Origin of the sequence: Myxococcus sp. AB036A (assembly GCF_006547355.1) — a bacterium.
Classification (GTDB): Bacteria; Myxococcota; Myxococcia; order Myxococcales; family Myxococcaceae; genus Myxococcus; species Myxococcus virescens.
Genome location: NZ_VHLC01000024.1, coordinates 1 through 24,627, shown reverse-complemented (window position 1 = coordinate 24,627; position 24,627 = coordinate 1). Strand labels below are relative to the sequence as shown.

The window sequence follows — 24,627 nt, the reverse complement described above, 5'->3', positions numbered from 1 at the left end:
ATTGACCCGCGAATCAACGCGTAGGCCAATCACAGACCAGAATCAAGGCGCCTCCTGCATTATCAGTAAACCGGGCGAGGCCAGTTGTCGCCTGTTTTTGCTGTGTTGCGTCAAGGGCTCGCGGCGCGGTGCGTTGAGCGGAGCCGGGGCTGCGCGAGCGCATCACGGCGCGGCGCGGACCGCGCGCAAGAAGACGACCTGACGCTGACGTTCGAAGGGCTTACGCCCCGGGCTGTGTGGAGGGATTTCCCGCGGGCGGGAGGAAGCCCGTTTCGTAGTCCGCGAGCAGCTCCGGGAAGACAATGCACTTCTGCGTTTCGGGATACACGCCGGTGGAGTAGCGGATGGCGGCATAGCCGAAGATTTCGGTGAACAGCGCCAGCTTCGCCTCCGCGGGGGCCCGGCGGACGTGGTCATGGAAGGCGAGCACTTCTCCCTCCAGCGAGAAGGGCCGCGCGTACATGGCATGGGGAATCACGTCATGGACGATGCGGAAGACGCAGTTCTCCTCCGGCGTCCACAAGGGATGCTCGCAGTGCTCGGTGTTGATTTCGAGCTGTCCCCGCTCCAGGTCCGCGACGATGTCCTCCGGGCCTGAGTAGACGGTGCGCGTCGAATAGCGGATGGACAGGCAGGGCCGGACGGCTTCGTAGACGTCGAAGGCGTGGGCCAGCAGGGCTCGCCAGGAGTCGCTGCATCCCTCATCAAGGTGCCGGGCGTCGGCCGCATAGGCATCCGTCACCCGGGTGGCGAACGCCAGCAGGGCGGCGGGTTGGAATGCGCGTGGCGCTGGGTCCGCATAGGCGGTGAGCGGAAAGCGTGAGTCAATGCGCTGGCGCAATTCGTTCAGCAACGTCATGGAACGACCCCCATGATGGCCATTGGAGCGCGCGGCCAACCTCTCCGTCAACAGCGCATCCTTTCCCGAATGGGTTTGTTCGCTGCGCCTCGTCCCTTGTGGAGAAGTGTGTGGGGTCGTTAGATCGGCGAGGCTTCCAGGTCCCACTTCCACCCAGGGCGTCTCTCTCATGTCGAGCACTTCCTCCGCCGCCTCCCCGGCCTCCACGCAGTCCGCCCCTGTCGCCAAGGGATGGATGCTCTGGCTGGGACGCATCTTCACCGGGCTCGTCGTCGCCACGCTGGTCTTCAGCGCGTCGAAGAAGCTGGGGCAGTCACCCGAAGCCATCCAGGGAATCGAGAAGTCTGGCTACCCTGGCTCGGTGTTGCTGGCCATTGGAATCACCGAGCTCCTCTGCATGGCGCTCTACGCGGTGCCGCGGACGGCTGTCTTGGGCGCCATCCTCGTTACGGGCTACCTCGGCGGCGCCACCTCGACGCACGTGCGTCTGTCCGAGCCGTTCATCGCCCCCATCCTCGTGGGCGTTTTCGCCTGGGCGGGGCTTTTTCTGCGGGACGCACGTCTCCGGGCCTTGCTGCCCCTGCGCCGCTCGCCCTGAGCACGCGCCACGGTTCCTCTCCTGGAGTCAGGCTTTCGTTGTCTGAGGACGGGCGCTCATTCTCCGGGCGCCCACGAAGTCCAGCACCGCGTTCCGCTTCGCCGCGTCCGACGAGGGAAAGACAATCGCGTGGGACGGACTCACCCCGGCATCGGGCGCCGAACCTGGGCCTCCTACGGGAGGAGGCGGGAAAGCAGCTCGAGCCCTGGGGCTTGCAGGGGGATGCGCCCACGGAGCGCGGAGAAGAAGGACCAGCCATGGTTCGCCAGCAGCACCACGCCCGCGTCTGCCCCGGCGGCGAAGCCCATGAAGCTGGTGTAGCCCCGGATGACGGAGGAGCGCCACACCACCGGCTGACCGCGCACCTGCGTCACGCTCCACCCGAGCCCCATCTTCCCAGGGTTCGCCTCCGCGCGCGGCACATGGGTTAGCTGCAGGGCACGCACGACGCCCGCGTCACCCCGTCCGAGGTTCGCATCGAGGAAGCGGAGCAGGTCGGGAGCGGTGGAGTAGGCGGCGCCAGCTCCCGGCAGTGCGGGGAAGGTCCATTGGGGGATTGGTTTGCCTCGCGCCGTGTGGCCGGGCGTCAGGCGCGGCTCCTGTTCCTCGGACAGGCGCAGCGTGGTGTCGGCCATGCCCAGGGGCTTGAAGAGCAGGTCCCTCAACGCGTGCCCGTAGTTGAGCCCCGCGCGCCGGGAGAGCGCGTGGCCCAGCACACCCATGCCCAGGATGGAGGGCGCATAGCGGCGCGGCGGCGGCCATTCCGGCTGATAGGTCTGGAGGAACGCTCCGAAGAGTCTCGCGTCGTAATGGCCGAAGGGGTCCTCCATCGTCTGGGCGTCCTGCTCCAGGTTGGGAGGCAGGTGGGGCATTCCCGAGGTGTGTGTCGCCAGTTGCTCCAGGGTGATGCGGCCCGCCGTGGCATCCGCGAGCAGCGACCGGGGAATCACCTCGGACAGGGGCATGTCGAGCCGTGCCTTGCCCTGGTCCACGAGCAACGCGAGGAGGGCCCCCGTGAAGACCTGGGTCAGCTCGCCCAGCGCGAAGAGGGCGCTTTCAGAGGGCGGCGCGCCTTTGCTCCGCAGCGCTTCGACGTGATGCACGCCTCCCTGGGTGATGCCGGCGCAGAGGGACGCCGTGCGATATCCGCGCACGTAGGCGCGGGTGGCATCCTGGAGCAATTCACCGGGGGGCGGCTTCGGCACGGAACGCATGGCGGGCCTTCTACACCATGTGTCCGGAGCGGCCAGGGAGGGCCGGCGTCGGGGCGTCCGCGCCTTGCTGTCACACGCCTGCACGGGAATTGACGGAATGTCATTCGTCCGTCGTGCCGGAGCCGACCAAGTGCGCGGAATCTTGGGAATGAGGCGTTGGAACGGCATGTGTAATGGCCTCCTGGCAACAGGAGGTCCACGCCATGCCCGTTTGCCGTCCGCCCGTTTCCCCTGGGTTTTCCGCCACGCGTCACTTCGTCGAGCGCAGCTCGCTTCGGCAGCTTCGTGACGATGTGCTCGACTTCATCCTGGAGTTTGGCATCCGGACCCGGGCGACGGGCATGACGCACGTCACGGTGCTGGAGCGGGAGCTGCCTTGGGCCTGGCGGAGCCTGGATGTGGCACGGCAGGCGCGGGGATGGATTGTCCTGCTCAATGACGAGGAGCGCCTCATCACCTGCTACCGGCGCGGCGATGCGAACCGCTTCATCCGCCGCAAGCCCAAGCACCGCATGTCCGGTGTCCAGCTCCAGGGCCTCTGAGCGGGAGGCGCTCACGCCGCGCGCAGCAGCAGGAACATCAGCATCGCCAGCAGCGCGGCGATGCCCACGGCCAAAGGGCCCAGCGGCGCACGCTGGGTCAGCAGTCGCCGCGCGGAGATGGCGCTGTCGGGGCGGTCCTGGATGGCTTCCGAGAGCAGGCTTTTCAGCAACCGGCGCAGGTGCCGGGGCACGCCCTGGGGAAGTGGCTGCGTCTCCGGCATGCCTCCCGTGAGCGCCTCGTGCAGGACGCGCCCCAGCGCATGCAGGTCCGACTGCGGGACGGCGCGGCCCCACTGTCGTTGCTCGGGGGCCTGGTAGCCATGGGCACCGGGAGGCACGAGCGACAGGCCGAAGTTCGTCAGCATCGCGCCGTCCTTCGCGAGCAGGATGTTCTGGGGCCGCACGTCACCGTGGACAAGCCCTGTGTCGTGCGCGGCGCCGAGCGCATCGAGCAGTCGCAGCGCCAGTTGCTCCACCTCTTGGAAGGGCAGTGCGTTCACCCGGTCCAGTCTCGTCCCCAGGTCGGGCGCAATCGCGGGCTCCAGGGCGTACCAGCAGTGGCCGCGCTCCTCGCCCACCGCCAGGACGCGGACGATGCCTGGGTGGCGGAGGCTCCGCAGTGTCTCCGCCTCCCGGTGGAAGCGCGCTCGCGCCTCCGCATCCGCGGTCACCGAGGAAGACATCACCTTCACCACGCACGGCCCCACATGGCCTTCCGCTGCGTAGAGCCAGCCCGTGGCGTCGGTGCCCAGGCGGGAGTTCAACTGGAAGCCCGCCAGGGATTCACCTGTGAGGTCCGGCTCCAGCGGTGTGCCTCGCGTCTGCGCGCCGTGCGCGAGGTCCGCACCGCAGGCGGCGCAGGTGCGTCGCGGGCCTGCCTCGGCGCCAGGGTGGGGCGTATGACATGTGGGGCAGGTCGGATTCACGGGGCCGGGCCGGGTCGATTCTTCGCCATCTTCCGGGCCGTCCTCGTCGTCCGCAAGCCATGCTCCCGTGTGGCGTGGCGGGGACGGTGCCCAAGGCCGTTGACTCGCCCCTCGCGTTGAGGGACGGGAAGCGCATGGCACAGCAGAAGGTCCAGGTTCCTCGTGAGGCCGCCGGTGAGCGGCTCGACCGCTTCCTGTCGAAGCAGGTCCCAGGCATCAACCTGGAGCGGGCCCGTGCCCTGATTGATTCGGGAGCGGTTCGCATCCGAGGCAAGAAGTGCCAGCCCACGCGCAAGCTGTGGGGTGGTGAGGAGATTGAGCTCGAAAGGCCCGAGCCTCGCGCCGCGCCGGTGGCCTCTTCTGAAGGGCCGGTGCTGCCAGTGCTTCATGACGATGAGGCCCTGGTCATCGTGAACAAGCCTCCGGGCATCGTGGTGGAGCCGGAAGGGCGCGCGGCCTCCGTGGTGGGGTTGCTCGCCGCGCAGCGGCCGCCCTTCGATGTGGAGGGCCTGGCCCAGCCCGGGGTGGTGCACCGCCTGGACCGGGAGACGAGTGGCTGTCTGGCCTTCGCACGCACGGATACGGCCGCCGCCGCGCTTCTGCGCTCCTTCCAGGAGAAGCGCGTGGACAAGCGCTACTGGACGCTGGTGCTGGGGCAGCCGCCCGCGCGGGGCCGCCTGGAGGGGCCCTATTCCAGAGATCCGGCGGACCCTCGGCGCTTCACCACCCGCGTTCCCTCCGCGCGTCGTGCGGCGCTCTCCTTCGAGGTTCGCGAGCGCTTCGCGGATGCAGCGTTGCTGGAGGTCGACCTGGACACGGGCCGCACGCACCAGGTTCGCGTGCAGCTCTCCGAGGCCGGGTTCCCCGTGCTGGCGGATTCACTCTACGGTCCGCCGGAGGCACGCGCGCATGTCGCGGCACGGGCGTTGGGCCGGCAGGCGTTGCATGCCTTCACCTTGGAGCTGCCGAGCCCTGCTACGGGTCAGCCCGTCCGCGTCGAGGCGCCATTGCCCGAGGACTTCCAGCGCGCTCTCACGGTGCTGCGGGGTGGGTGAGCGCGGTCGTCCCTAGAAGCGCACCTGGAGCAACAGGTTGCCGCCCACGATGTCCGGCGAATCCCAGACGACCACTGCTGCGCCCGTGTCGCCATCCGCGTAGGTGGTCTGGTTCGGATCGCGTGTGTAGAAGAGCTCGGCCAGGACACCTGCGACCTCGCCCAGGTCCCACCGGGCGGTGGCCTTCGCGGTGAGGATGGGGCTCCGGTCTTCGCCCTCCGGCAAATAGGAATACAAGGTGGTGCCTCGAACGATGAGGGGGTTGATGCGTGGCCACATTGGCAGTGGAACCATCGACTTCAGTGTGGCCGGGGCGGTGACGCGGACGAGGAAGCCGGGCGTGAGCCCCCAGTCTTGGAGGAAGTAATCCGCCCCCACCGTCGCGGACAGCTCGGCCAGCGCCTCCATCTGTTCGAACAGGGCGCCGCCCGTCGGGAAGAAGCCCGGGTAAGAAAGCACCATGAACGAGGGCGTCCTGTAGTACGCGAGCGCGTGAAGCCGGAGCTGGTCCCACTTGAACCGAGTCACCAGCGCCGCGGCGTGCGCTGCTTGCTTTCGCATGGCACCCGGCACGGTCGACTCACTGTCGATGAGCCGCTGGGAGACGTAGCTCCCTTCCAGTGCGACATGGGCTCCAAAGCCACCGGGATAGACGTCGGGGGCGAAGAAGCGCTCGAAGAAGGTCGGGTCTCCCTCGTAGAGCGCCAGGTCGACGTTCGCTCCGACGGGGACGCCATGGCGCCACATCACTCGCCCGGACACGCCGCGCGTGTAGATGTCGCCCTCCGAGCCGCTGATGTAGGGCAAGCTCCCGGGGCCCAGGTCGAGGTTCGCGGCCCCGGCTTCCACCCGGAAGGCCGGGGAGAGGTTCACCCCTGCACCCACCAGGAGCATGAGGCGCCGCTCCAGTTCCTGGGTCACGCCGTTCTGCATGCTGGGGAGCTTGGCGGCGACGAATGCATCCCATCTCCGCCGCGACAGGCGCAGCTCCACGGCGGGTTCGCCGTCATCTCCCGAGCGCGTGATTGACGAGATGCGTGCCCATGCCACCGGGTTCTCGTAGCCCATGTGCAGCCGGGTGGCGCTCACCGGGAACACCGTCAATGCCAGGCGCTCATCGGGCGCCCAGGAGGAAGGCCGGTACCGGAGGCCGAAGAAGCTGGCGTTGTCCTGAAGAATGGTACCGGAGACGGCGACCGGATTGATGAACAGCGACAGCCTTGCTTCGGCGCGCAGGCCGGACGCCAGCTCCGCCGTGCGCGCGTCCAGCGCGACGTGGAACCGCGTGGTGGCATCAGGGGCGCCGAAGTCGGTGTCTCCTGCGAGGAAGGACAGGCGCGTCTGGAGGAAGGAGCCTTTTGACGCAGCGGGCTCCGTGGAGACGGACTCCGGGCTCTGTCCCAGAGCGATGATGAGCGAGGCGGCGAGGAGCGAGGGCGTCATGGGCGCGCCGACATAGCCCAATTGCTGACGTGTTGGCTATGTCACTCCACGCGCCCCGGGAGTTACTTTTTGGAGCGCTTGAGGAGCGCCGCGCACGGGTCCTCCATGGGCATCGCCGGCGTGAACCAGACGTAGTCGAAGGGCAGGGATTGCGCGCCGAAATAGGCCGCGTAGTCCGCCGGCTCGGGCAGCTTCGGGTCGACCTCCAGCAATCCCACGGAGCGCACGTCCTTGCCGGGCGCACGGGCCGCGAGCTGCGCGGGAACGCCCCGGTCCGTCCGTGCATGGCCGTTGCCGGTGATGAGCACGCCGCCCTGGCCCGTGTCCGCGTTCGACAGCCGGTCCGCCAGGTGCGCGTCCCGTGCACGCTGGGCCTGCACCATGGGACCGAGCATCTCCTGGGGCAGATGACCGCAATGCGCCTCGTCCTGCTCCTGGCGCATCGCCTGCTCCACCGGCTCGGGCAGCGGCGTGTCCAGGGACAGGCGCTGGCGCAGTTCGGGGGGCAGTGCCTCCGGGCCGCGCATCACCAAATCCCGCACCTGCGAGCGCGGCAGGTTGGCAGCGACGATGGGAAGCCCCGCCTCCAGCCCGGCCGCGAACACGGGCCGATACAGTGCCCAGTCCGGCCAGCCACTGCCCGCCCAGTTGACCGCGAGCGCGAGCGCCTCCGCGTCCCGCGGGGCCTGGGCCCGTGACGCGTCCACCGCCGCCTGTTGCCCCACGTCGAGCATCTCGAAGGCCAACGCGGGCTTCCGGCCTCCCTCGGTCAGGGCATGGACGAGCCACGCCTGGAGCTGGTGGTGGTCGGGCTGGTCATGCCGCTCTCCCAGCACCACGAAGCGGGCCTGGGCGAGCGAGCGGCGCAGGGTGTCCGCATCCACGAAGCGGGCCGCTTTCACGTCCCAGATGCGGCCCGTGAGCGGATGCTCTCGGTGCAGAGGAGAGGACCACTCGATGGGAAGCGGCGCCTGGACGCCAGGCTGCTCCACGGCGGAATCAGGACGCGTGGCGCTGGCGCGCGAGCAGGCGGTGGCGACCAGCAGGACGGAGGCGATGAGGAGCGTGCGCATCACGCGCGCCATTCATCCACAAGGCAGGCCTCGTGGACCACTTCCGGGTTGGCGAGGTGGTGGGCCGGTGACAACCGCTGGCGCGAGGGCGCCCCGGAAGGGACCCGACGGGATGGAGAGGGCGCCGTGACGGATGCGTTTCCCTCCCCACCGGGCGGATTGTTGCGTCACCGCGCGCGCCTGAGGTTGCCGCCTGTCGAACCAGAGGGGAGCAACGTATGCGTCAGGGGAAGTGGAAGCCTGTGCGAGTGGCGCGGTGGAGCAGCATGTTGCTGGGAGTGCTGCTGTCCGCCTGCGGTATGCCCTTGGACGACGCGCCTGAGGGCGTGCCGGAGGCGGTCTGGGAGGCGTTGGACGGGCGGGCCGGACCGTCCGAGATGGGAAGGAACATCGGGACGCGTCCGCCCACGGGGCGTCCGGGAGAAGGCGTGGCCTTTGATGGAAAACAGTTCCTGGTCGTCTGGCAGGACGAACGCGAGGGGGGCGTCTTCGGCGCGCGGGTGACACCCAAGGGGAAGGTGCTGGACCCGGGGGGCTTTCCCATCAACGCGGGCAGCGGGTTGGATGGCGGGCAGCCTCGAGTGGCCTGGGACGGAAAGTTCTTCCTGGTCACCTGGGTCAGCGCTTCCGGTCTGGTTGCCGCCCATGTGGAGCGCGACGGAGATGTGCGCCGCCGGTTCGTCGTCTTCGGCTCCGATGAGGTGCGAGGGCCTCCAGGCATCGCCTGCGCGCACGAGCTGTGTCTGCTCGCCTTCCCCTTCGTCGGCGATGTGGAGAGCATCATCAACGCCATCCGTGTGACGTCCGACGGAGACGTGTCCGAGCGCACGCAACTCTCCGTCTCCGCCTCCAACATGGCCATCAGCCCGGCCGTGGCCTGGGACGGCAAGGAGTTCCTGGTCGTCTGGAGTGACGAGCGGGGTGGGACCCTCACGCCGGACCTCTTTGGGAACCGGGTGACGAAAGATGGCATCCGGCTGGATGGGGCTGGCGGTGTCCCGCTCGTCGTCCGTGAGGGCGCTCAAACCGTCCCCGACGTGACGTGGACGGGCAACCACTTCTTCGTCGTGTGGCAGGACGACAAGAACGGCACCGCCGATGTCTACGGCGCTCGTTTCCGAAGGAACCTCGCGTTGGACGGGCCCGCGGCCTTCGGAATCGCCACGGGCGCGGACGAGCAGACGCTGCCTCGGGTGGCGCCCAGTGGCAACAAGTCGCTCGTCGTCTGGGATGCCACCCGGCAGGGTATCCACCGCGTGCGCGGTGTCCGGGTGGGGGACAACGGAAGCATCCTGGGATCGAGCTTCACCATCTCCACGGGGGACTTCCAGCAGGAGATCGCGCCCGCCGTGGCGGCCGGAGACCACAAGTTCCTCGTCACCTACGCGGGCACGACGACAGGCACGGATGAATTCGGCCCGCACGAAATCCTGGCGACCCGTGTGACGCACGATGACACGGTGAAGGACAGGCCGGCGCTGCGCCTCACGCGCCCGTGGGGCCACAAGCCTCCGGTCGCCGCCGCGCGGGGCACCGATGCCTATCTGGCGGTCTGGAGTGAGAATCTCTCCGGCACGCCGGGCATGCTGGCCGCTCGGGTGAGCCTGGATGGACAGTTGCTCGATGTGCCCGTCGTGTTGCCCGCCGGGGCGACGTCACGCGCGCCCGTGGTGGTGTGGGACGGGGCGGCCTGGTTCGTGGCGTGGGAAGAGGGCACCGCTGACACCACGGGATTCCAGGGGGCGCGCGTGAGTGGAGCGGGCCCGGCGCTGGAGGTGAGCCGCCTGTCCCATTCCGCGCTGCTTCCTCTGGAGCTGCTGGCGCCGTCCGCCGAGCGCTGACGGCGCGCCTCCCAGCCAGGCGGGCACTCCGCCTGGCCCGGGACGGTCCTGCTACTTCGCGTCCACCACGACGACCATCCACCGGTCCGTGGCGTGGTCGATGCGGATGTTGGCGGCGCCGGCCTCCTGGAACTGCTGGATGATGCCCTCCAGGAAGGTGAGGTGCTCCTTGGGCGCGTCCACGAAGATGTTCTTCGGGCCGTTGCCCTTCGCCTTGGCCTTCTTGGCGGGGGCGCCGGCCGCGCCGTTGATGGCCTCGGGGGCCGCGGCGGCGGCCTTCAGGCGGGCGGCGGCGTCGTCCACCGTCGCCTCGGTCTCCTCGGCCTCGGGCTCGGGCTCCACTTCCGGGGCGGGAGCGGGCGCGGCGGCGGCGGCCGACGCGGCTTCGTCCTCGGCCTGCTCGCGGAGCTGGTTGAACGTCTTCATGTTGATGGTGCCGCCAAACTTATCCTTGAAGGACTCCAGCGCCTCCTTGCTGCTGATGTCCGGCTGCTGGCGGAAGAGCTCGAGCAGAAACGCGTGGCGCTCCTGGGTCTGCTCCTGGGTTGTCCTGGCCATCGTCTTCGTGCTCCTGGGTGTGTCGCGATGTCGCGAAAGGCGGCGCACCCTATCCGGAGCCGTGTAGCGCCGCAAAGGGGGCCTGGGCCTCTCCTTCGCGGGCATGACTCGCGTGCCGAGCCACACGCGCTGGACGTGTGGTCTCAGTGCCGGGGCGGCGGCGGCGCGCTGTGGTCGCAGTGCAGCAGCGACGGCGGGTCGAAGCAGGTGAAGCGCTGGTTGTCGAGCCGGCACACGCCGTCCGGCGTGTTGGCGCACTGCACCTCGGTGCGCGTGGCCTTGCAGTCATAGCCGCAGGCCATGTCCTCGGAGGCGTTGAGGCAGCGGGGCGCGGGCGTCTCCGCGCCGTACTGGTGGATGACGGCGTCCGGCGGGTCCCAACAGGTCAGCGTGTTGAAGTTCGTGGAGCAGACGCCGTAGGGCGTCCGGTTGCAGGCCACCTCGCCGTTGAACTGACGGCAGTTGTAGCCGCAGGCCACCTGGCCCCGGCTCTCCTTGCACTCCGGCTTCGCGCTCGTGGTGGGCGGGTGCTGGATGGCGACCAGGGGCGGGTCCCAACAGTGCACGCCTCCCACCAGGACCTCACAGATGCCGTAGGGCGTCCGGGCACAGGCTGTTTGTGTTCCGGTCGTCTTGCACTGGTAGCCGCACACCGAGCGTCCCTGGGAGAACACGCACTGCGGAGGCGGGGGGCGGACCACGGGCTGTTCCGAGGTCGTCACGGGAGCCGTGGCGAGCCACAACGCGGAGAGGAGGCTGAGCATGGTGGGAGGCCCGACGAAAATCGCGGCGGTTTATTCAACCGCGCGTTCGGGCCCCCAGGTCCCAGGGCGCTCAGCGGGCGCGAGGTCCACCGGGACGGCGCGCCCGGGGACGCGCGGTTCCATTCGGACCGGGCCGGGGCGCGGCCTCCTGACGCGGCGCGGATGCACCGGCGCCGGTGTCGCGCTCGGCACGCTGCCGGCGCGCGGCCTCCCCGGGCGACTCCGGCGGGACGAGCGCATGGGGCCCGCGGCCGATGAGGTCCTCGCGGCCGGCCAGCTTCAGCGCCTCTCGCGCCAGCGGCCACTGCTCCGGGTTCCAATAGAGCAGCAGCGCCTTCTGGAGCCGCTTCTCGCGCAGGCCCTGGGCCGTGTAGACGGGCTCCATCTTCAGCGGGTCCAGGCCCGTGAAGTACATGGCGGTGGCCATGGCCATGGGGGTGGGGATGAAGTCCTGCACCTGCCGGGGCCGCTTGCCGTTCTGCTTCAGCCACAGCGCCAGCTCCACCATGTCCTCCAGCGTGGAGCCCGGGTGGCCGCTGATGAAGTAGGGGATGTCGTACTGCTCCTTGCCGGCTTCTTCGCTGGCGCACGCGAACATCTGCTGGAAGCGCTCGAAGCTCTCGATGCCGGGCTTCTTCATCTTCTCCAGCACGCGCGGGGAGACGTGCTCCGGCGCCACGGACAGCTGCCCACCCACGTGGTGCGCGGCCAGCTCCTTCACGTACTCCGGCGAGCGCTCCGCCAGGTCGTAGCGCACGCCGCTGGCGATGAAGACGTGCTTGACGCCGTCCTCCTTGCGCACGTCCTGCATGAGGCTGATGAGGGGGCCGTGGTCCGTCTGGAGGTTCTCACACACGCCCGGGTGGACGCAGGACAGCTTGCGGCACCGCTTCTCGATGTCCTCGCTCTTGCACTTGAGCTTGTACATGTTGGCGGTGGGGCCACCCAGGTCGGTGATGGTGCCCCGGAAGTCGCCCATGCGGCGCAGGGCGCGGACCTCGCGCAGCACGCTCTCCGCGGAGCGGCTCTGGATGACGCGGCCCTCGTGCTCAGTGATGGAGCAGAAGGTGCAGCCGCCGAAGCACCCGCGCATGAGGACGATGGAGTGCTTCACCGTCTCGTAGGCGGGGATGCGCTCCCGGTACATCGGGTGCGGCACGCGGTTGAAGGGCAGGTCATACAGCTCGTCCATGGCCACGGACTTGCCTTCGGCGCCCGCGGTGCCCACGCCGTCCTCCAGCGGGAGCGCGGGCGAGTTCATGTAGATGGCGCGGTTGCCGTGGCGCTGCGCCAGCGGACGCGCGTTGCCCGGGTTGGTCTCCATCTGGAAGTCGCGGCTCATCACCGCGAAGGCGTGCTTGTCCTCGATGACCTGCTCGTAGGACGGCAGCACCACCGTCTTGCGGTCCGCGGCGCGCCTGGCCGGGTCCGCCTCCAGGGCGCGCATCTCCTCGTCGTTGATGATGTACGCGGTGCCGCGCACGTCGCGGATGTCCTGGATGCGCTCGCCCTGGCGCATGCGGTCCGCGACTTCCATGATGGGGCGCTCGCCCATGCCGAAGACGAGCAGGTCCGCCTTGGCGTCGAAGAGGATGGAGCGGCGCACCTTCTCGCTCCAGTAGTCGAAGTGGGCGATGCGGCGGAGGCTGGCCTCGATGCCACCCAGGATGATGGGGACGTCGGGGTACGCCTCACGGCAGCGCTGCGCGTAGACGATGGTTGCCCGGTCCGGCCGGCAGTTCGTCTGCCCGCCGGGGCTGTACTGGTCCTCCGAGCGGTTCTTCTTCTGGGCCGTCAGCCGGTTGAGCATCGAGTCCAGGTTGCCCGCGGCCACGCCGAAGAACAGGCGCGGCGGCCCCAGCGCCTTGAAGGGCTCGGCCGAGTGCCAGTCCGGCTGGGGGAGGAGGCCCACCTTGAAGCCGCGACCCTCCAGGAAGCGCGCGATGAGCACCGGCCCGAAGGCCGGGTGGTCCACGTACGCGTCCCCCGTCACGATGATGATGTCGCACTGCTCCCAGCCGCGCGCCTGCATGTCGGCACGGGTGGTGGGCAGGAAGGGATGGGCGTAGCGCGTCGAATAGGCCATGTCGGTGGGGGGCGGGGGGCTTCCACCCAGAACATCGGGAGAACGCGGAAGCAAGCCCGGCTGGAGAGGGTGTACACCGGGGCGGCCTGCCTTCCTACCCACCGCGCATGCACCCTGGGTGTGGCGCATTGACGGCGATCCAAGCCTCCCCTACCTTGGCCGGCCTCTTACATGTGGCGACCTGTTCGGGTGGGCAGGTCATGAAGTGTAGGTTTCGCGAGTGTTCGCCATGGCAGCCGCAGCGTCTTCTCCAGTCCTGCCGGATGTAACGGCCCCGCGTGGCACCGGTGGCCCAGGGCCGGTGCGCGGCGAGGTGTGGAGGCCGCGCGTCCGATGATGCGGGGGCCGGAGGCGGGACGTGCGGGCGAGGCGGCGGAGCCCGGAGACGGGGGCTCACAGGCGCCTGCGTCCACGCGCGAGCTGCATGTCGAATACGACGATGCGCCGCCGCCCGAAGCCGCTCCGCCCCGGCGGGTGGGGGCAGTGCCGCGCTGGCGCAACACGTTCCAGGCACCCGAGTCTCCACGTGAGGAGGACGTGGCGCTGCGGCGCACCGAGAACGCGGTGCGTGTGGAGCCTCCCCAGGCCCCCGAGCCCACCGAGGCGAAGTCGGACGTGGCCCGGGCGCCCAATCCGTTGCTGCTCGTCTCGCGGATGGCGCGGGGGCGGGAAGGCGGAGAGGACGTTCCGTCCCGCGATGTCTCCGCGCCCGAGGACGTCAGCCCCGCGGAGCGCGAGGCGATGCGCGCCGCGGTGGCCACCGGGAAGCGCCGCGAGCTCTGGGCTCCGCCCGCGTATCTGCCGGAGGACCTGCGGGAGGCGCTGCTGTCCGAGCGCAGCCAGTACCGCGCGCAGCTGCTGCAGGACGTGCGCGAGGTCAGCCTCCAGGGGCCAGGGGTGCTGTCGCTCATCCCGCGTCCGGCGGCGGACCCGGACTGGTCGGGAGGTTCGGTGCTCGGCTTCCTGGGGGAGGAGTGCGTCTTCGGCGGAGACGTCGTCCACCTGGACTTCGAATCGGGGCGTGTGTTCGCCGCGCCCAGCCACGGTGATGACGTGGACCGTCGCGCGCTGTCCGCGGACCGTTGGTGCTATCGGCCCTACGACTTCGCCGAGGCCCTGTGCGCGGCGGCCTCTGCTTACGAAGAGCGGCAGGATGCCCTCGCCGAGTCCCTTCGCCGCGCCTGTGGGGAGGCGCCTCCGGCCACGCTGACGCCTCAGGACGAGGCCCTGATTCCGGCCGACCGGCTGTGGCGCCAGCCCTGGGGCTGCATCTGGGGACCTCCCGGTACGGGCAAGACGACGGCCGTGGCGGACCTCATCGCGCGGGCGCTGCGCGCCTTCCCGGGCGAGCGCATCCTCGCGGTGGCGCCCACCAACCGCGCCGCGGACGAGCTGGTCCTCCGCGTCAGCGCGCTGCTGGAGCGCGAGCCCATTCCGCTGCGGCCCCTGGCGCGCAGCATCTTCCGGGGTGGCACCGGCGCGAGCGAGGCGCTGGTGAAGCTGCCCACCGTCATGCTGGAGGACACCAAGGGTGGCAAGCTGCGCGCCAGCATCGAGGAGCGGGAGCGGGAGCTCATCCTCCAGCGGGTGCGAGGCGGCCCCGCCCATGAGCTGGCCAAGCTCCAGGCGGAGCTGCGCGGACTGCGCGGCAAGGTGAAGGACCCCACGCTCAAGGAAGTGGAGAAGGGGGACTGCCCGCTGGTGGTGGTCACCGTGCACCGCGCGTTGCGTCTGGTGTCGGAGCTGGAGGGGAAGCGGCACTTCGCGCGGTTGGTGGTGGACGAGGCCGGCATGGTGACTCGCGCGGCCACCGCGTTGATGGGGCCGCTGGCGGAGCGAGTGACGCTGGCGGGAGACCCGAAGCAGATTGGCCCGGTGAGCCGCGCCGCGGAGGGCGCGGGCAAGGGCACGCAGAAGTGGCTTCGCGGCAGCGGGCTGTCGCACCTGGAAGACGCGGTGAAGGACGCGGCGCGCGCGGATGTGTTGTTGCTGCGCACCCAGCACCGCATGCACCCGGACATCGCGAAGGTGGTGAGCCACTTCTGCTACGGCGGCGCGCTGGAGGACGGCGACGTCGTCAAGCAGCGCGCGGAGCGGCCCGCTCCGGTGGCCGCGTTCCCCTCGGTGCGCGCGGGCTGGGTGGTGCTGGACGGCCTCACGCGAGATTCAAAGCGCCTCACGCACGGCCGCGGGGAGACGGGCTCTGGCTACCAGCGCGAGCTGTCCGCCAACCTCGCCGTGTCCCTGGCGCGCGAGGCGGTGCGCTCTGGCCTGAGCGTCTTGTGTGTCACGCCCTACCGCGCGCAGGCCGCGCTGCTGCGCCGGCTGGGCAATGCCGCGGGCCTGCGCGGGGACGTCTTCAGCGCGTCCACCATCCATCGCCAGCAGGGCACCCAGTATGACGTGGTGCTGGTGGACACCGTCGCTGGAGGCAGGCCCTTTCCGCCTCACACGCTGGTGCCCATGCTCAACGTGGCCGCCAGCCGCGCGAAGGATTACCTGCTGGTGCTGGCCTCCCGCGACGAGGCGCGCGCCGCCACCATCCCCCAGCGCTTCCTGTCACTGCTGCCGCGTCTTCGTGTGCACCCCGGAGAGCCGCTGCGCCTGGAGCCATTGCCCGTGCCGCAGCGCGCGCCGCCACCGCCACCCCCGCCGGTGCCGGTGGACCTGGGCGCGGAAATCTCGGGCGCGCGGCCCGGCAAGCCCCTCTTCACGCACGAGCAGGTATCCCTCTTCGAGCGCCGTTTCGACGACGGGCACCACCTGGTGCGCGGCGTGGCGGGAAGCGGCAAGACGTACGTGCTGGCGCACTGGGTGGCGCGCTACCTGCTGGAGCACTCCGAGGCGCAGGTGCTGGTGTCCTTCTTCAACCGTGCGCTGGCCCCGCTGGTGGACAAGTTGTTGGTGGAGGCGTTGGCCCAGCGCGCGGGCCGCCTGCGGGTTCGTGAGCTGCGCGCGCGGGTGACGGTGCGGCACGTGGGGGCGCTGCGTCGCCATGCCCCCGCCTCCTTCGACGGCGTCTTCGTGGACGAGGCCCAGGACATGGACGCCAAGGCGCTGGCCATGCTCCACACGCTGGTGCGTCCGGACACGTTGCCGGACGGGCGCGAGGTGCGCTGCTTCCAGCTCTTCATGGACGACTCGCAGAACGTCTACGGCCAAGTGCCTATCGACGCGCTCAAGGAGCAACTGCCCGAGGGGCTGTCGTTCCGTGGCCGCACCCGCGTCCTCAAGGAGACGTTCCGTGCCACGCGGGACATCCTCGACGTGGCCTTCAACGTGGTGCTGGACCCGCTGCGCCAGCACGCCGCGGCCGAGCCCGGCATGCGCGAATACATGAAGGTGGGCGAGCTTGCGCGAGAGGGGCTCGTCTGGCTTCCGGAGGAGACGCTGGAGGGCCTCTTCCGCGTGCAGTCCACCGAGCGCGGCGGCGTGCTGCCCCAGGTGCGCGGCTTCGCTTCCAGTGCCAGTGAGGCGCGGCAGGTCGCTCGTGAGGTGGCCCGCCTCATCCGCGAGGAGGGCGTCCACCCCAGTGACATCCTCGTGGTGGCCCCCGTCATGCCCTCCCAGTACACGGAGGCGCTCAGGCGCGCGGGCGTGCCCGCGGAGGCCTACGGAGGCAAGGGCGGGCGCAACGTGACGGACTTCCGCGTCAGCGGCGTGGACCACGTGCGCGCCACGACGGTGTTCTCCTGCAAGGGACACGAATGCCCCATCGTCTTCTTCGCGGGCCTGGATGCGCTGGACACCGCGGAGCAGTGGATGGCCGGTGCCCGCGAGCGCTCGGCCCGGGAGAACGAGCGCATCCGCCGCGCCATGTTCTACGTGGGCGCGACGCGCGCGATGAAGCGGCAGTACCTCACCGGTGTGAAGGGCGCGCGCTTTCTTCGCGTGGCCGCCACCTACGTGGAGACGCTGAGCGGGCTCGTGCCGGCGGCTCCAGGCCCCGAGGGCGCCTCGGGGGCGGACGCGCGGTAGTTCGCTGGCCGGGTTCCACGCGCGCAGCGTGGGCAGGTGCAGCGACGCGGGCGCCAGCTGCCCCCTGCGCACGGTGAGAACGGGCCGGGGAAATTCCCTTCGGTGAAATCGGACCGCGCGATGCGTTGTCAGGCGGGGGTGGTGCGCTGATGTGGGGCGGCCTGTGTCGCTGTCAGGCGTCGCTCGCGCCTGGGCGGAGGGCGTTGACGGTTTCCAGGGTGGGCATCGGCACCTCCAGCCGGAGCCGCTGGGGGCCACCGACGTCCGCCATGAAGGACAGGCGCCCGCCGTAGCGCTCGAGCAATCCGCCTACCACCTTGAGGCGGTCGTCGGCCAGCAGGCCCGCGAAGCGCTCGATGAGCGCAACGGCCTGGTCCGCCGGGAAGGACGGGTCGGCCACCTGAACCTTGAGCACCATGGACGCGGCCGACATGCCCACTTCCGCGTTCACGCCGTCCGGCGCTCCCCGGAAGGGGGCGTAGAGGCACGCCATCGTCTCGCGGTGCCGCAGCAGGCCCTTGAGGTACGTCACCAGCTCCGCGTCGTCCCAGGGCTTGCTGATGAACCGGCAGATTTCGCCCTCGTTCACGGAGGCCACCACGGACTTGAAGTCCGCATAGCCGGAGATGATGAGGCGCAGGGCCAGCGGATGGCTGCGTTTGATGCGCTGGAGCAGCTCGCTGCCCGTCATTCCTGGCATCCGGAAATCCGTCAGGACGATGTCCGGGCTGAACCCTTCCAGCCGCTCCAGCGCCTCGTTGCCGTTGAAGGCAATCTGGACCTCGAATCCCTCTCGCTTCAACAGACGCTGCAGCGCGCGTGCGATGGGCTGCTCATCGTCGACCACCAGAACCTTGAACGCATCCATGACAACGTCGCTCCTCGGGCGCGCACTCTAGACCGGGCACCTACGGAAAATCCCAGAGTCTGGAAAATGAATGCCGGGTCATGCTCGCACCTGCGACAGGGTGGGTGGGATTGCTTCATCCCATTGCACCTAGGGTTCATTTCAACGTCAGCAATGCACCCACGGCCATGAGCGTCACGCCCACACCCATCCGCCAGGTGAGGGGTTCGTGGAGGATGAGGAACGCCAGCAGGAGGGTGAGCGGCAGGCTGAGCTTGTCCAGGGGCGCCACGCGGGAGGCGGGCCCGAGTTGGAGCGCGCGGAAGTAGGCCAGCCACGACAGGCCCGTGGCCACGCCGGAGAGCACCAGGAAGAGGAGTGTCTTGCGGCTGATGGCAGGCAGGGCGTGATGCTCCCCGCGCGCCAGGGAGATGCTCCAGGCGAACACCAGAATCACGACCGTGCGGATGGCGGTGGCGAGCGTGGAGGGAATACCTTCCACGCCCATCTTCGCCAGCACCGCCGTCAGTGCCGCGAAGCCCGTGGAGAGCAGTGCATAGACCCACCACGGCATCGAAATCCCCAGGTTCTGGAGCCGGCGGAATGCCGCTCAGGGTCATCGGCCTACCAGTGCGGGGCGGCGCTGTCAGGAGCGACTGGCGGTGGGGCGGCTCCTGGCATATGGCGGGGGGCCTCGCACACGCCAGAAGGAGCCCGTCACTGTCCCAGGCAATCAGGCCTTCATTCCTCCTGCCCTCCGTGCTGGCGCTGCTGGCGCTGCTGAGCGCGTGTGGCGCGGATCAGGACTCGGGACTGGCGCAGGTGCGCCGCACGGGGGAGCTGCGTTGGGGCGCGGATGCCCAGGGTGGAGAGCCCTACGCCATGGAGGACCCGGACGCACCCGGGGGCATGCGAGGCTTCGAGGTGGAATTGGCGGGAGCCCTGGCGCGTGAGCTGGGGGTTCGGGCCCGGTTCGTCCAGAACGACTGGTCCAGCCTGGTCCCCTCGTTGGAGCGCGGCTCGTTCGACGTGGCGCTCAACGGTCTCGAAGTCACGCCGTCGCGCTCCGGGCGCATCCTCTTCACGCGGCCCTACTACGTCTTCCACCTGCGCTTGCTGGCGCGGCGGGACGATGCGGCCGTCACCGGGCTGGATGCGCTGAAGGGCCAGCGGGTGGGGACGCTGGCCAACTCCCTGGCGTGGGACCTGCTCCAGCGCAGCGGCGTGGAGGCGGTTCCTTACGAAGGCGTGGAGGAGCCCTACATCGACCTGGAGCAGGGGCGGGTGCGCGCCGTGTTGATGGACGACATCATCGCGCAGCGCTACGGGCAGCCACGCCCAGGGCTCCGAGTGGTGGGCGACATGGGGGACGGCTACTACGCCATCGCCGTGCGGCCCGGTGAGGAGGACCTGCGGGAGGCGCTGGATACGGCGCTGGGGAACATCGCTCGCTCGGGCGAGCTGCGCGCCATCTTCCAGCGCTGGGGCATCGACAACGCCGAGCAGCAGCGCATGGTCGACTGGACGGACGCGCAGTCCCGCGAGGTGCTGGCGCCTACGCAGACGGCGCGCATGGGCTGGGGACAACTGGTGCTGTTCCTCCAGGCCGCGGGCGTGACGCTGCTGGTGTCCGTGGGCGCCATGGCGCTGGCCATTCCCCTGGGCGTGGGGCTGGCGCTGACGCGGCTGTACGGGCCTGGCTGGGCGGCCCGGCTGTCCACCGGCTACGTGGAATTGTTTCGCGGCACGCCGGTGCTGCTTCAGCTCTACGTCCTCTACTACGGGCTGGCCGGCGTGCTCCGGTTGGACCCCATCAGCGCGGCCATCCTCGGGCTGGGCCTGAACTACGCGGCCTACGAGTCGGAGGTCTACCGCGCGGGCGTGCTGGCCGTGCCGCGAGGGCAGCTCGAGGCGGCGATGGCACTGGGCATGCCCCTGCGGCTGGCGCTGCGGCGGGTCATCCTCCCCCAGGCCTTCCGCGTGGCGCTGCCGGGTGTGGCGAACGACTTCATCGCGCTGCTCAAGGACAGCTCCTTGGTATCCGTCATCTCCGTGGTGGAGCTCACGAAGCGGATGACGATTACCGCGGTGGATGTTCGAAGCTGGCTGATACCTGGCGCGTTGTGCGCATTGATGTACCTGGCAATGAGCTATCCCTTGTCCCGGCTGGCGAGGCACCTGGAAGCAAGGCTGGAGCGCGGATGATTGAAGTCGAGAAGCTGAGCAAGCGCTACGAGGGGCGGCCGGTGCTGGAGGGCATCAACGCCGTCTTCTCCCCGGGCGAGGTGACTGCGTTGGTGGGCCCCTCCGGCGGAGGCAAGAGCACGCTGCTGCGGTGCCTCAACGGGCTGGAGTCCTTCGACGGGGGCGTGGTGCGCGTGGGGCCGGACACGCTGGCGCCGGGCGATGTCCGCGCGCAGGGCGAGAAGGTGCGCCGCATCCGCCGCCGCGTCGGCTTCGTCTTCCAACAGTGGCATCTGTTCGCGCATCGCACGGCGTTGGGCAATGTGACGGAGGCCCCCATGCACGTGAAGGGCGTGGGCCGGCAAGAGGCCAACGAGCGGGGCCGGGCGTTGTTGGCGAAGGTCGGCCTGTCCCACCGCGAGGACGCGTACCCCTCCGAACTCTCCGGCGGCGAGCAGCAGCGGGTGGCCATTGCCCGGGCCCTGGCCATGGAGCCGGAGGTGCTGCTGATGGACGAGCCCACCAGCGCGTTGGATCCGGAGCGGGTGGGGTCGCTGATTGACCTGTTGGAGCAACTGCTCGCGGACGGCCTCACCCTGGTGGCGGTGACCCACGAGATGCGCTTCGCGTACGAGCTGGCCTCGCGCGTGTTGGTGCTGCACGGCGGGCACATCATCGAAGAGGGCCCGCCCGCCCGGGTGCTCGCCAATCCACACCATGAGCGCACGCGTGCCTTCCTGGGCCTGGGCCGCGTCCCCGCGCTGCGCACCCTGGGGGCCTGAGCGACTCACTGGCCTCGCGGCCCGCCCGCTAGGCATGCTGACGGACGGGCCGGGCAGAACCGGCGCACTGGCGGTGTTCCTCGCCGCGTCCCGCGAAGGAGAGGCATGCGTCGAGAGGTCCAGTGGATGGAGTGGGGGCAGGGGCGGGGGCCTCGGGTGCTGCTGCTGCCCGGACTGGGCGCGCGTGGCTCCGGCTTCCAGGCGCTGGCCCACCAGTTGTTGCCCTGGGCCCGTCCCATCCTGGTGGAGTACCCCGAAGGTGAGGCGGCCGCGTGCGGCGCGGGCGCCTTGGCGCGGCAGGTGCTGCGGGCCGTGGGGGATGTGGACGCGGTGGTGGCCAGCTCCTTCGGAGGCATGGTGGCCGCGCACCTGGCGGCGGCTGGCGCGGCGCGAGGCGTGGCCTTCCTGGGCGCCTTTACCCGCACCGAACACCTGGGCGTGCGCGGGCTCGCCATTGGCATGATGGGCCCCATCGCCCGGTGGGCCCGGCCGGGCGCGGTGGCGGCGGGGCTCGCGGCCTGGACGCCGGTGTCTTTCTCCCGTGTGCCCGAAGTCGTGCCCACCACGGCGCTGGAGCGCAGCTCCACCTGGCATCGCGCCCTGGCCATCCGGGGCGAGGCGCCCCCACCGGAGCTGCGCAGGCTGCCCGTGTCCTGCGTCTGTATCCAGGGGACGCGGGACGTGCTGGTGCCGCCGTCCACGGTGGAGCGCCTGGCCGCGTCGCTGCCGCCGGGAACGCCCCGGCACCTGCTGCGGGGCGCGGGGCATGTGCCCTACTTCACGCACCCGGAGGCGTGCGCGGGGCTCCTGCGGCCCTGGTTGGCGGCCCTGGACGCGCCGGCGGCGCCCGAAATGGAGAGCAGCGCCGCCTGACGCAGCCCGGCAGGGGCGGTGCGGGGCTCCATCGGGTCGACAGGGGGATGTACGGATGGCGCGGGGATCGCTACCTTTCGGGCGCCAATGCAGAACCGTCTCACGCGATTGCTCGTCACCCTCTTCGTTGTCTCCGCGACGCCCGCGCCCGCTGCTTCCGTGCAGGAGCCGTCGCCCTCCACCGTGGCGCCCACGGCCGCGCCTCCGCCCGCCGCGGCACCGAAGGCTCCCGCTCCGGCGCCCGAAGTGGCGCGCAAGCACAAGGTGCTGCTGCTGGGGGACAGCCTCATCGCCACCGGCTTCGGGGAGTACCTCCAGGCCCAGTTGGACGCGCACCCGCGCATCCAGTCGGCCCGCCGCGCCAAGTCCTCCACGGGCCTGGCCCGTCCGGACTTCTTCGACTGGATGGACGTGGGTCGCGAGGAGGTGGATCGTCACCAGCCGGACGTCGTCGTCGTCATCCTCGGGGGCAACGACGGGCAGTCGCTCCAGGACACCCAGGGTGGCAAGGCCATCCACTGGGGACATGCGGAGTGGGAGGCCGCCTACCGTCAGCGCATCAATGACTTCCTGACCGTGCTCTCCTCACCCGGCCGGAAGATTGTGTGGTTGGAGCTGCCGGCTACGGGGCTCAAGCGCTTCGAGCAGAAGCTGCGCATCATCCGCGCCCTCCAGCGCGAGGTCATCTCCTCCCGGGAGGATGCGGTGCACCTGGACACGCGCCCCTTCTTCACCGACGCGAAGGGGCGAGCGCTGAGTCAGGCCCGGGTGGATGGCTTCCGCAAGCCCATGCGCCTGCGCATGGCGGACGGCGTGCACTTCACCGTCGCGGGCGGCCGTTACTTCGCCAACAAGGTGTACCCCGAGGTGCTGGGCGTGCTGGGCCTGCTCCAGCAGGGCTAGTCGCGCGCCGAAGGCCGCGTCAGTGAGGGCTCAGGGCGGTGACGAGCCGCTCGGCCTGCTCGCGGATGTCGCGGTGGGTGCTCGCCTGGGCGCGTTTGGCGTGCGTGAGCGCCTGGGCCTTGTCGCTGTCCGCTAGGGCCAGCGCCAGGTTGAGGTGGACGCCCGCGTCATCCGGGTGATGCTTCAAGGCCTCGGTGAGGATGGCGCGCGCGGCGGCGGCACCACCGGTACGTGACAGGTGCAGCACCGCCAAATCGTTGGCGGCGCCGGCCTCGGACGGGTCCGTCGCCACGGCGGCCTCAAGCAGTGTCTGGGCCTCCGCGTCGTCACCCAGCTTGCGGCGCACCTTGGCCAGCGCCACGCGCACGGGCGCGGACTCCGGAGCCTTGGCCAGCGCCTCGCGGAGGATGCGGTCCGCGTCCTCGTCCTTGCCGGCCACGAAGGCGGAGATGCCGTGCAGATAGATGGCGTCCGCGCTGTCGGGGAGCTGGAGGCGCAGCTCGATGGCGGCGCGCATCGCCGCTTCGGGGGCGCCGGCCATCAAGCACAGTGAAGCGAACTCCCGGAAGAGGGCCGTCTCGCGAGGGCTGCGCAGGATTGCCTGCCGAAGCGTGACGATGGCCGCGCCCACGTGCCCTTGCAGCAACTGCACACGCGCGGCGAGCTGGAGCGGCAGGTGTTCCGTCTTGTTGGCCTCCGCGGCCTCTTGATAGCGCCGCAGTGCCCGGTCCAACTGCTTGTCACCCTGGAGGGCCATGCCCAGGTACGTCAGCGTCTGGGCATTGCCGGGCTGCAGCGCCAGCGCGCGCTCCAGCTCCGGGATGGCGGCGGCGTACCGGTCATGCCCCAGCAGGGCGCGGCCGTAGTTGATGACCTCGAAGAAGCCCGCCTTGGGCTGCGCGGCGAGCGCGGCCAGCAAGTCCAACTGGCGCGCATCACCCTTCTCCGCGTCCAGCCGGGCCAGGTGGCTCAGCGCCTCCGGGTGGGTGGGGTGCAGCGCCACCAGCCGTTGAAGCACCGCGCGGGCCGCCGTTTCGTCGTGCTGGGCCAGCCGCAACCGGGCCAGCCCCAGCAACGCGCTGGCATCCTTCGGGTCCTGTTCGATGGCGCGCTCGAAGTCTCGGGCCGCCTCCTTCAGCAGACCCTGCTTCATGAGACGCGCGGCGGAGGATGCCAGCTTGGAGACGGCCATGGGCACCGATTCTAGCGGCGGGGGCGTGAGGTGGGTACCTCTAGAAGACCTTATCCCAGGCGTTCTTGATGCCGTTGCCCACGTCGCCCGCGAAGTCCGTCACGGCGTCCGCCGCGTTGGTGAAGACCTTGCCCGCCGCGTCGGCCACCGCGCCGCCGGCGTTGATGGCGCCGTCGACCACGTTCTCCAGGATTTCGCCACCGGCGGCGGCGGCCGTCTCACCCACGGCCTTCAGCACGTTGCCGGCATTGACGGAGCCCTCGACTTCCACGCCCAGGCCCAGGCCCGCGGTGGCCTCCACGCCAACGTCGAACTCCAGGTTGCCGTTCTCGATGCCGATGTTGGCGTGCGCGTCGCCGCTGACACCCGCGCTGGCGCTGGCGGTGATGCTGCCGGACGCGAGCGTGTTGTCCTCGTGCTTCAGTTCGATGGAGCCCGTGAGGCTCGCCTGCGCACCCGCGAAGCCGGAGGCCGCGGCGTTGATGGACACGTTGCCGTCGGTGCCCACGTGCAGGTCCAGTTCGATGCTGCCCTCGGCGCCAATCTTGCCCAGCGCCTCCAGGTCCAGCTCGACGGAGTACTCCTCGCCGGCAATCTCGAACTCGACCGTCTTGGAGGCCCCGGCGCCCGCCTCGATGAGGTTGGCCTCGATGTCGATGTCGACGCTCACGTCGATGCCGGACAGGCCGATGTCCGCGTCCACCTGCGCATCCGCGGAGAACGTGGGACCCTGGACGTGGGCGCGCGTGTCGATGCCACCGGGACCGGTGCCGCTCACATCGGCGCGGGCTCCGCCGGCCGTGAAGCTGGACTGGCCGCTCAGCGCGCTGTGCCGCGGCTGCTCCACCGAACCGGACGCGGAGGCCTGGGTGTCAACCCGCGGGCCGTTACGTCCACTCTGGGCAGGGG

21 protein-coding genes are annotated in these 24,627 nt (G+C 70.1%); 9 read left to right on the top strand and 12 right to left on the bottom strand.

Features of this window, described 5'->3' with window-relative positions; genetic code table 11:
• Positions 1-220: 220 nt before the first annotated feature.
• Positions 221-859: a hypothetical protein gene (locus tag FL344_RS12615; RefSeq protein ID WP_141618692.1), complete on the bottom strand. Its 639-nt coding sequence runs from the start codon at positions 857-859 to the stop codon at positions 221-223.
• Positions 860-1,094: 235 nt separating this feature from the next.
• Here FL344_RS12615 and FL344_RS12610 point away from each other — a divergent pair, with 235 nt between their 5' ends.
• Positions 1,095-1,457, top strand: coding sequence for a DoxX family protein (locus FL344_RS12610; protein ID WP_141591189.1), 363 nt, complete (start codon positions 1,095-1,097; stop codon positions 1,455-1,457).
• Positions 1,458-1,630: 173 nt separating this feature from the next.
• On the opposite strand, the gene FL344_RS12605 is transcribed toward FL344_RS12610, so the two are convergent.
• The gene (locus FL344_RS12605) at positions 1,631-2,671 is read right to left on the bottom strand and encodes a serine hydrolase (protein WP_228564982.1); all 1,041 of its coding nucleotides are present in this window, start codon (positions 2,669-2,671) and stop codon (positions 1,631-1,633) included.
• A gap of 173 nt (positions 2,672-2,844) precedes the next feature.
• On the opposite strand from FL344_RS12605, the gene FL344_RS12600 reads away from it, so the two are divergent.
• Positions 2,845-3,213, top strand: coding sequence for a hypothetical protein (locus tag FL344_RS12600; protein ID WP_141591150.1), 369 nt, complete (start codon positions 2,845-2,847; stop codon positions 3,211-3,213).
• A gap of 11 nt (positions 3,214-3,224) precedes the next feature.
• Here FL344_RS12600 and FL344_RS12595 read toward each other — a convergent pair whose 3' ends face one another.
• Entirely contained in the window at positions 3,225-4,139 is a 915-nt protein-coding gene (locus FL344_RS12595; protein WP_141618690.1) for a serine/threonine-protein kinase, read from the bottom strand.
• Positions 4,140-4,273: 134 nt separating this feature from the next.
• On the opposite strand from FL344_RS12595, the gene FL344_RS12590 reads away from it, so the two are divergent.
• A complete protein-coding gene (locus FL344_RS12590; RefSeq protein ID WP_141618689.1) occupies positions 4,274-5,194 on the top strand; it encodes an RluA family pseudouridine synthase in 921 nt (306 codons plus the stop codon).
• Positions 5,195-5,206: 12 nt separating this feature from the next.
• On the opposite strand, the gene FL344_RS12585 is transcribed toward FL344_RS12590, so the two are convergent.
• Both FL344_RS12585 and FL344_RS12580 read right to left on the bottom strand, forming a co-directional pair.
• The gene (locus FL344_RS12585; protein WP_141618688.1) at positions 5,207-6,637 is read right to left on the bottom strand and encodes a hypothetical protein; all 1,431 of its coding nucleotides are present in this window, start codon (positions 6,635-6,637) and stop codon (positions 5,207-5,209) included.
• A 62-nt stretch (positions 6,638-6,699) separates the two neighbouring features.
• Positions 6,700-7,710 (bottom strand): ChaN family lipoprotein, encoded by a 1,011-nt coding sequence (locus FL344_RS12580; protein WP_141618736.1) that lies wholly within the window; start codon positions 7,708-7,710, stop codon positions 6,700-6,702.
• A gap of 218 nt (positions 7,711-7,928) precedes the next feature.
• Here FL344_RS12580 and FL344_RS12575 point away from each other — a divergent pair, with 218 nt between their 5' ends.
• On the top strand, positions 7,929-9,551 hold the full coding sequence (locus tag FL344_RS12575; RefSeq protein WP_228564981.1) for a hypothetical protein: 1,623 nt from the start codon (positions 7,929-7,931) through the stop codon (positions 9,549-9,551).
• Positions 9,552-9,602: 51 nt separating this feature from the next.
• On the opposite strand, the gene FL344_RS12570 is transcribed toward FL344_RS12575, so the two are convergent.
• The 3 genes from FL344_RS12570 to FL344_RS12560 form a co-directional block, all read right to left on the bottom strand.
• The gene (locus FL344_RS12570) at positions 9,603-10,109 is read right to left on the bottom strand and encodes a hypothetical protein (protein WP_194858423.1); all 507 of its coding nucleotides are present in this window, start codon (positions 10,107-10,109) and stop codon (positions 9,603-9,605) included.
• Between the two features lie 143 nt (positions 10,110-10,252).
• Entirely contained in the window at positions 10,253-10,873 is a 621-nt protein-coding gene (locus FL344_RS12565) for a hypothetical protein (RefSeq protein ID WP_141618687.1), read from the bottom strand.
• A gap of 70 nt (positions 10,874-10,943) precedes the next feature.
• Positions 10,944-12,959, bottom strand: coding sequence for a YgiQ family radical SAM protein (locus FL344_RS12560; RefSeq protein WP_141618686.1), 2,016 nt, complete (start codon positions 12,957-12,959; stop codon positions 10,944-10,946).
• A 333-nt stretch (positions 12,960-13,292) separates the two neighbouring features.
• On the opposite strand from FL344_RS12560, the gene FL344_RS12555 reads away from it, so the two are divergent.
• Complete coding sequence (locus tag FL344_RS12555) at positions 13,293-16,937, top strand: AAA family ATPase (protein ID WP_141618685.1); 3,645 nt, start codon at positions 13,293-13,295, stop codon at positions 16,935-16,937.
• A 172-nt stretch (positions 16,938-17,109) separates the two neighbouring features.
• On the opposite strand, the gene FL344_RS12550 is transcribed toward FL344_RS12555, so the two are convergent.
• Entirely contained in the window at positions 17,110-17,805 is a 696-nt protein-coding gene (locus FL344_RS12550; protein WP_141618684.1) for a response regulator, read from the bottom strand.
• Positions 17,806-17,941: 136 nt separating this feature from the next.
• Positions 17,942-18,358, bottom strand: coding sequence for an EamA family transporter (locus FL344_RS12545; protein ID WP_141618683.1), 417 nt, complete (start codon positions 18,356-18,358; stop codon positions 17,942-17,944).
• 185 nt (positions 18,359-18,543) lie between these two features.
• Here FL344_RS12545 and FL344_RS12540 point away from each other — a divergent pair, with 185 nt between their 5' ends.
• The 4 genes from FL344_RS12540 (at position 18,544) to FL344_RS12525 (ending at position 22,526) form a co-directional block, all read left to right on the top strand.
• A complete protein-coding gene (locus FL344_RS12540) occupies positions 18,544-19,989 on the top strand; it encodes an ABC transporter substrate-binding protein/permease (protein WP_141618682.1) in 1,446 nt (481 codons plus the stop codon).
• Positions 19,986-20,750, top strand: a complete 765-nt coding sequence (locus tag FL344_RS12535; RefSeq protein WP_141591172.1) for an amino acid ABC transporter ATP-binding protein — start codon at positions 19,986-19,988, stop codon at positions 20,748-20,750. Before FL344_RS12540 ends, FL344_RS12535 begins: the two co-directional genes overlap by 4 nt.
• A gap of 105 nt (positions 20,751-20,855) precedes the next feature.
• A complete protein-coding gene (locus tag FL344_RS12530) occupies positions 20,856-21,623 on the top strand; it encodes an alpha/beta fold hydrolase (protein WP_141591174.1) in 768 nt (255 codons plus the stop codon).
• Between the two features lie 18 nt (positions 21,624-21,641).
• A complete protein-coding gene (locus FL344_RS12525; protein ID WP_141618681.1) occupies positions 21,642-22,526 on the top strand; it encodes an SGNH family hydrolase in 885 nt (294 codons plus the stop codon).
• A 19-nt stretch (positions 22,527-22,545) separates the two neighbouring features.
• Here the strand turns inward: FL344_RS12525 and FL344_RS12520 are convergent, their stop codons facing one another.
• Positions 22,546-23,718, bottom strand: a complete 1,173-nt coding sequence (locus FL344_RS12520) for a tetratricopeptide repeat protein (RefSeq protein ID WP_141618680.1) — start codon at positions 23,716-23,718, stop codon at positions 22,546-22,548.
• Positions 23,719-23,758: 40 nt separating this feature from the next.
• On the bottom strand, positions 23,759-24,627 hold an 869-nt coding region (locus FL344_RS12515; protein WP_141618679.1), incomplete at its 5' end, for a Circumsporozoite protein.

Coding starts and splice junctions, on each gene's coding strand:
- FL344_RS12560 (WP_141618686.1), bottom strand. CDS start 12,959: ATGGCCTATTCGACGCGCTACGCCCATCCCTTCCTGCCCACCACCCGT.
- FL344_RS12585 (WP_141618688.1), bottom strand. CDS start 6,637: ATGACGCCCTCGCTCCTCGCCGCCTCGCTCATCATCGCTCTGGGACAG.
- FL344_RS12530 (WP_141591174.1), top strand. CDS start 20,856: ATGCGTCGAGAGGTCCAGTGGATGGAGTGGGGGCAGGGGCGGGGGCCT.
- FL344_RS12605 (WP_228564982.1), bottom strand. CDS start 2,671: ATGCGTTCCGTGCCGAAGCCGCCCCCCGGTGAATTGCTCCAGGATGCC.
- FL344_RS12610 (WP_141591189.1), top strand. CDS start 1,095: ATGCTCTGGCTGGGACGCATCTTCACCGGGCTCGTCGTCGCCACGCTG.
- FL344_RS12550 (WP_141618684.1), bottom strand. CDS start 17,805: ATGGATGCGTTCAAGGTTCTGGTGGTCGACGATGAGCAGCCCATCGCA.
- FL344_RS12600 (WP_141591150.1), top strand. CDS start 2,845: ATGGCCTCCTGGCAACAGGAGGTCCACGCCATGCCCGTTTGCCGTCCG.
- FL344_RS12615 (WP_141618692.1), bottom strand. CDS start 859: ATGACGTTGCTGAACGAATTGCGCCAGCGCATTGACTCACGCTTTCCG.
- FL344_RS12555 (WP_141618685.1), top strand. CDS start 13,293: ATGATGCGGGGGCCGGAGGCGGGACGTGCGGGCGAGGCGGCGGAGCCC.
- FL344_RS12535 (WP_141591172.1), top strand. CDS start 19,986: ATGATTGAAGTCGAGAAGCTGAGCAAGCGCTACGAGGGGCGGCCGGTG.
- FL344_RS12545 (WP_141618683.1), bottom strand. CDS start 18,358: ATGCCGTGGTGGGTCTATGCACTGCTCTCCACGGGCTTCGCGGCACTG.
- FL344_RS12570 (WP_194858423.1), bottom strand. CDS start 10,109: ATGGCCAGGACAACCCAGGAGCAGACCCAGGAGCGCCACGCGTTTCTG.
- FL344_RS12590 (WP_141618689.1), top strand. CDS start 4,274: ATGGCACAGCAGAAGGTCCAGGTTCCTCGTGAGGCCGCCGGTGAGCGG.
- FL344_RS12565 (WP_141618687.1), bottom strand. CDS start 10,873: ATGCTCAGCCTCCTCTCCGCGTTGTGGCTCGCCACGGCTCCCGTGACG.
- FL344_RS12520 (WP_141618680.1), bottom strand. CDS start 23,718: ATGGCCGTCTCCAAGCTGGCATCCTCCGCCGCGCGTCTCATGAAGCAG.
- FL344_RS12575 (WP_228564981.1), top strand. CDS start 7,929: ATGCGTCAGGGGAAGTGGAAGCCTGTGCGAGTGGCGCGGTGGAGCAGC.
- FL344_RS12580 (WP_141618736.1), bottom strand. CDS start 7,710: ATGCGCACGCTCCTCATCGCCTCCGTCCTGCTGGTCGCCACCGCCTGC.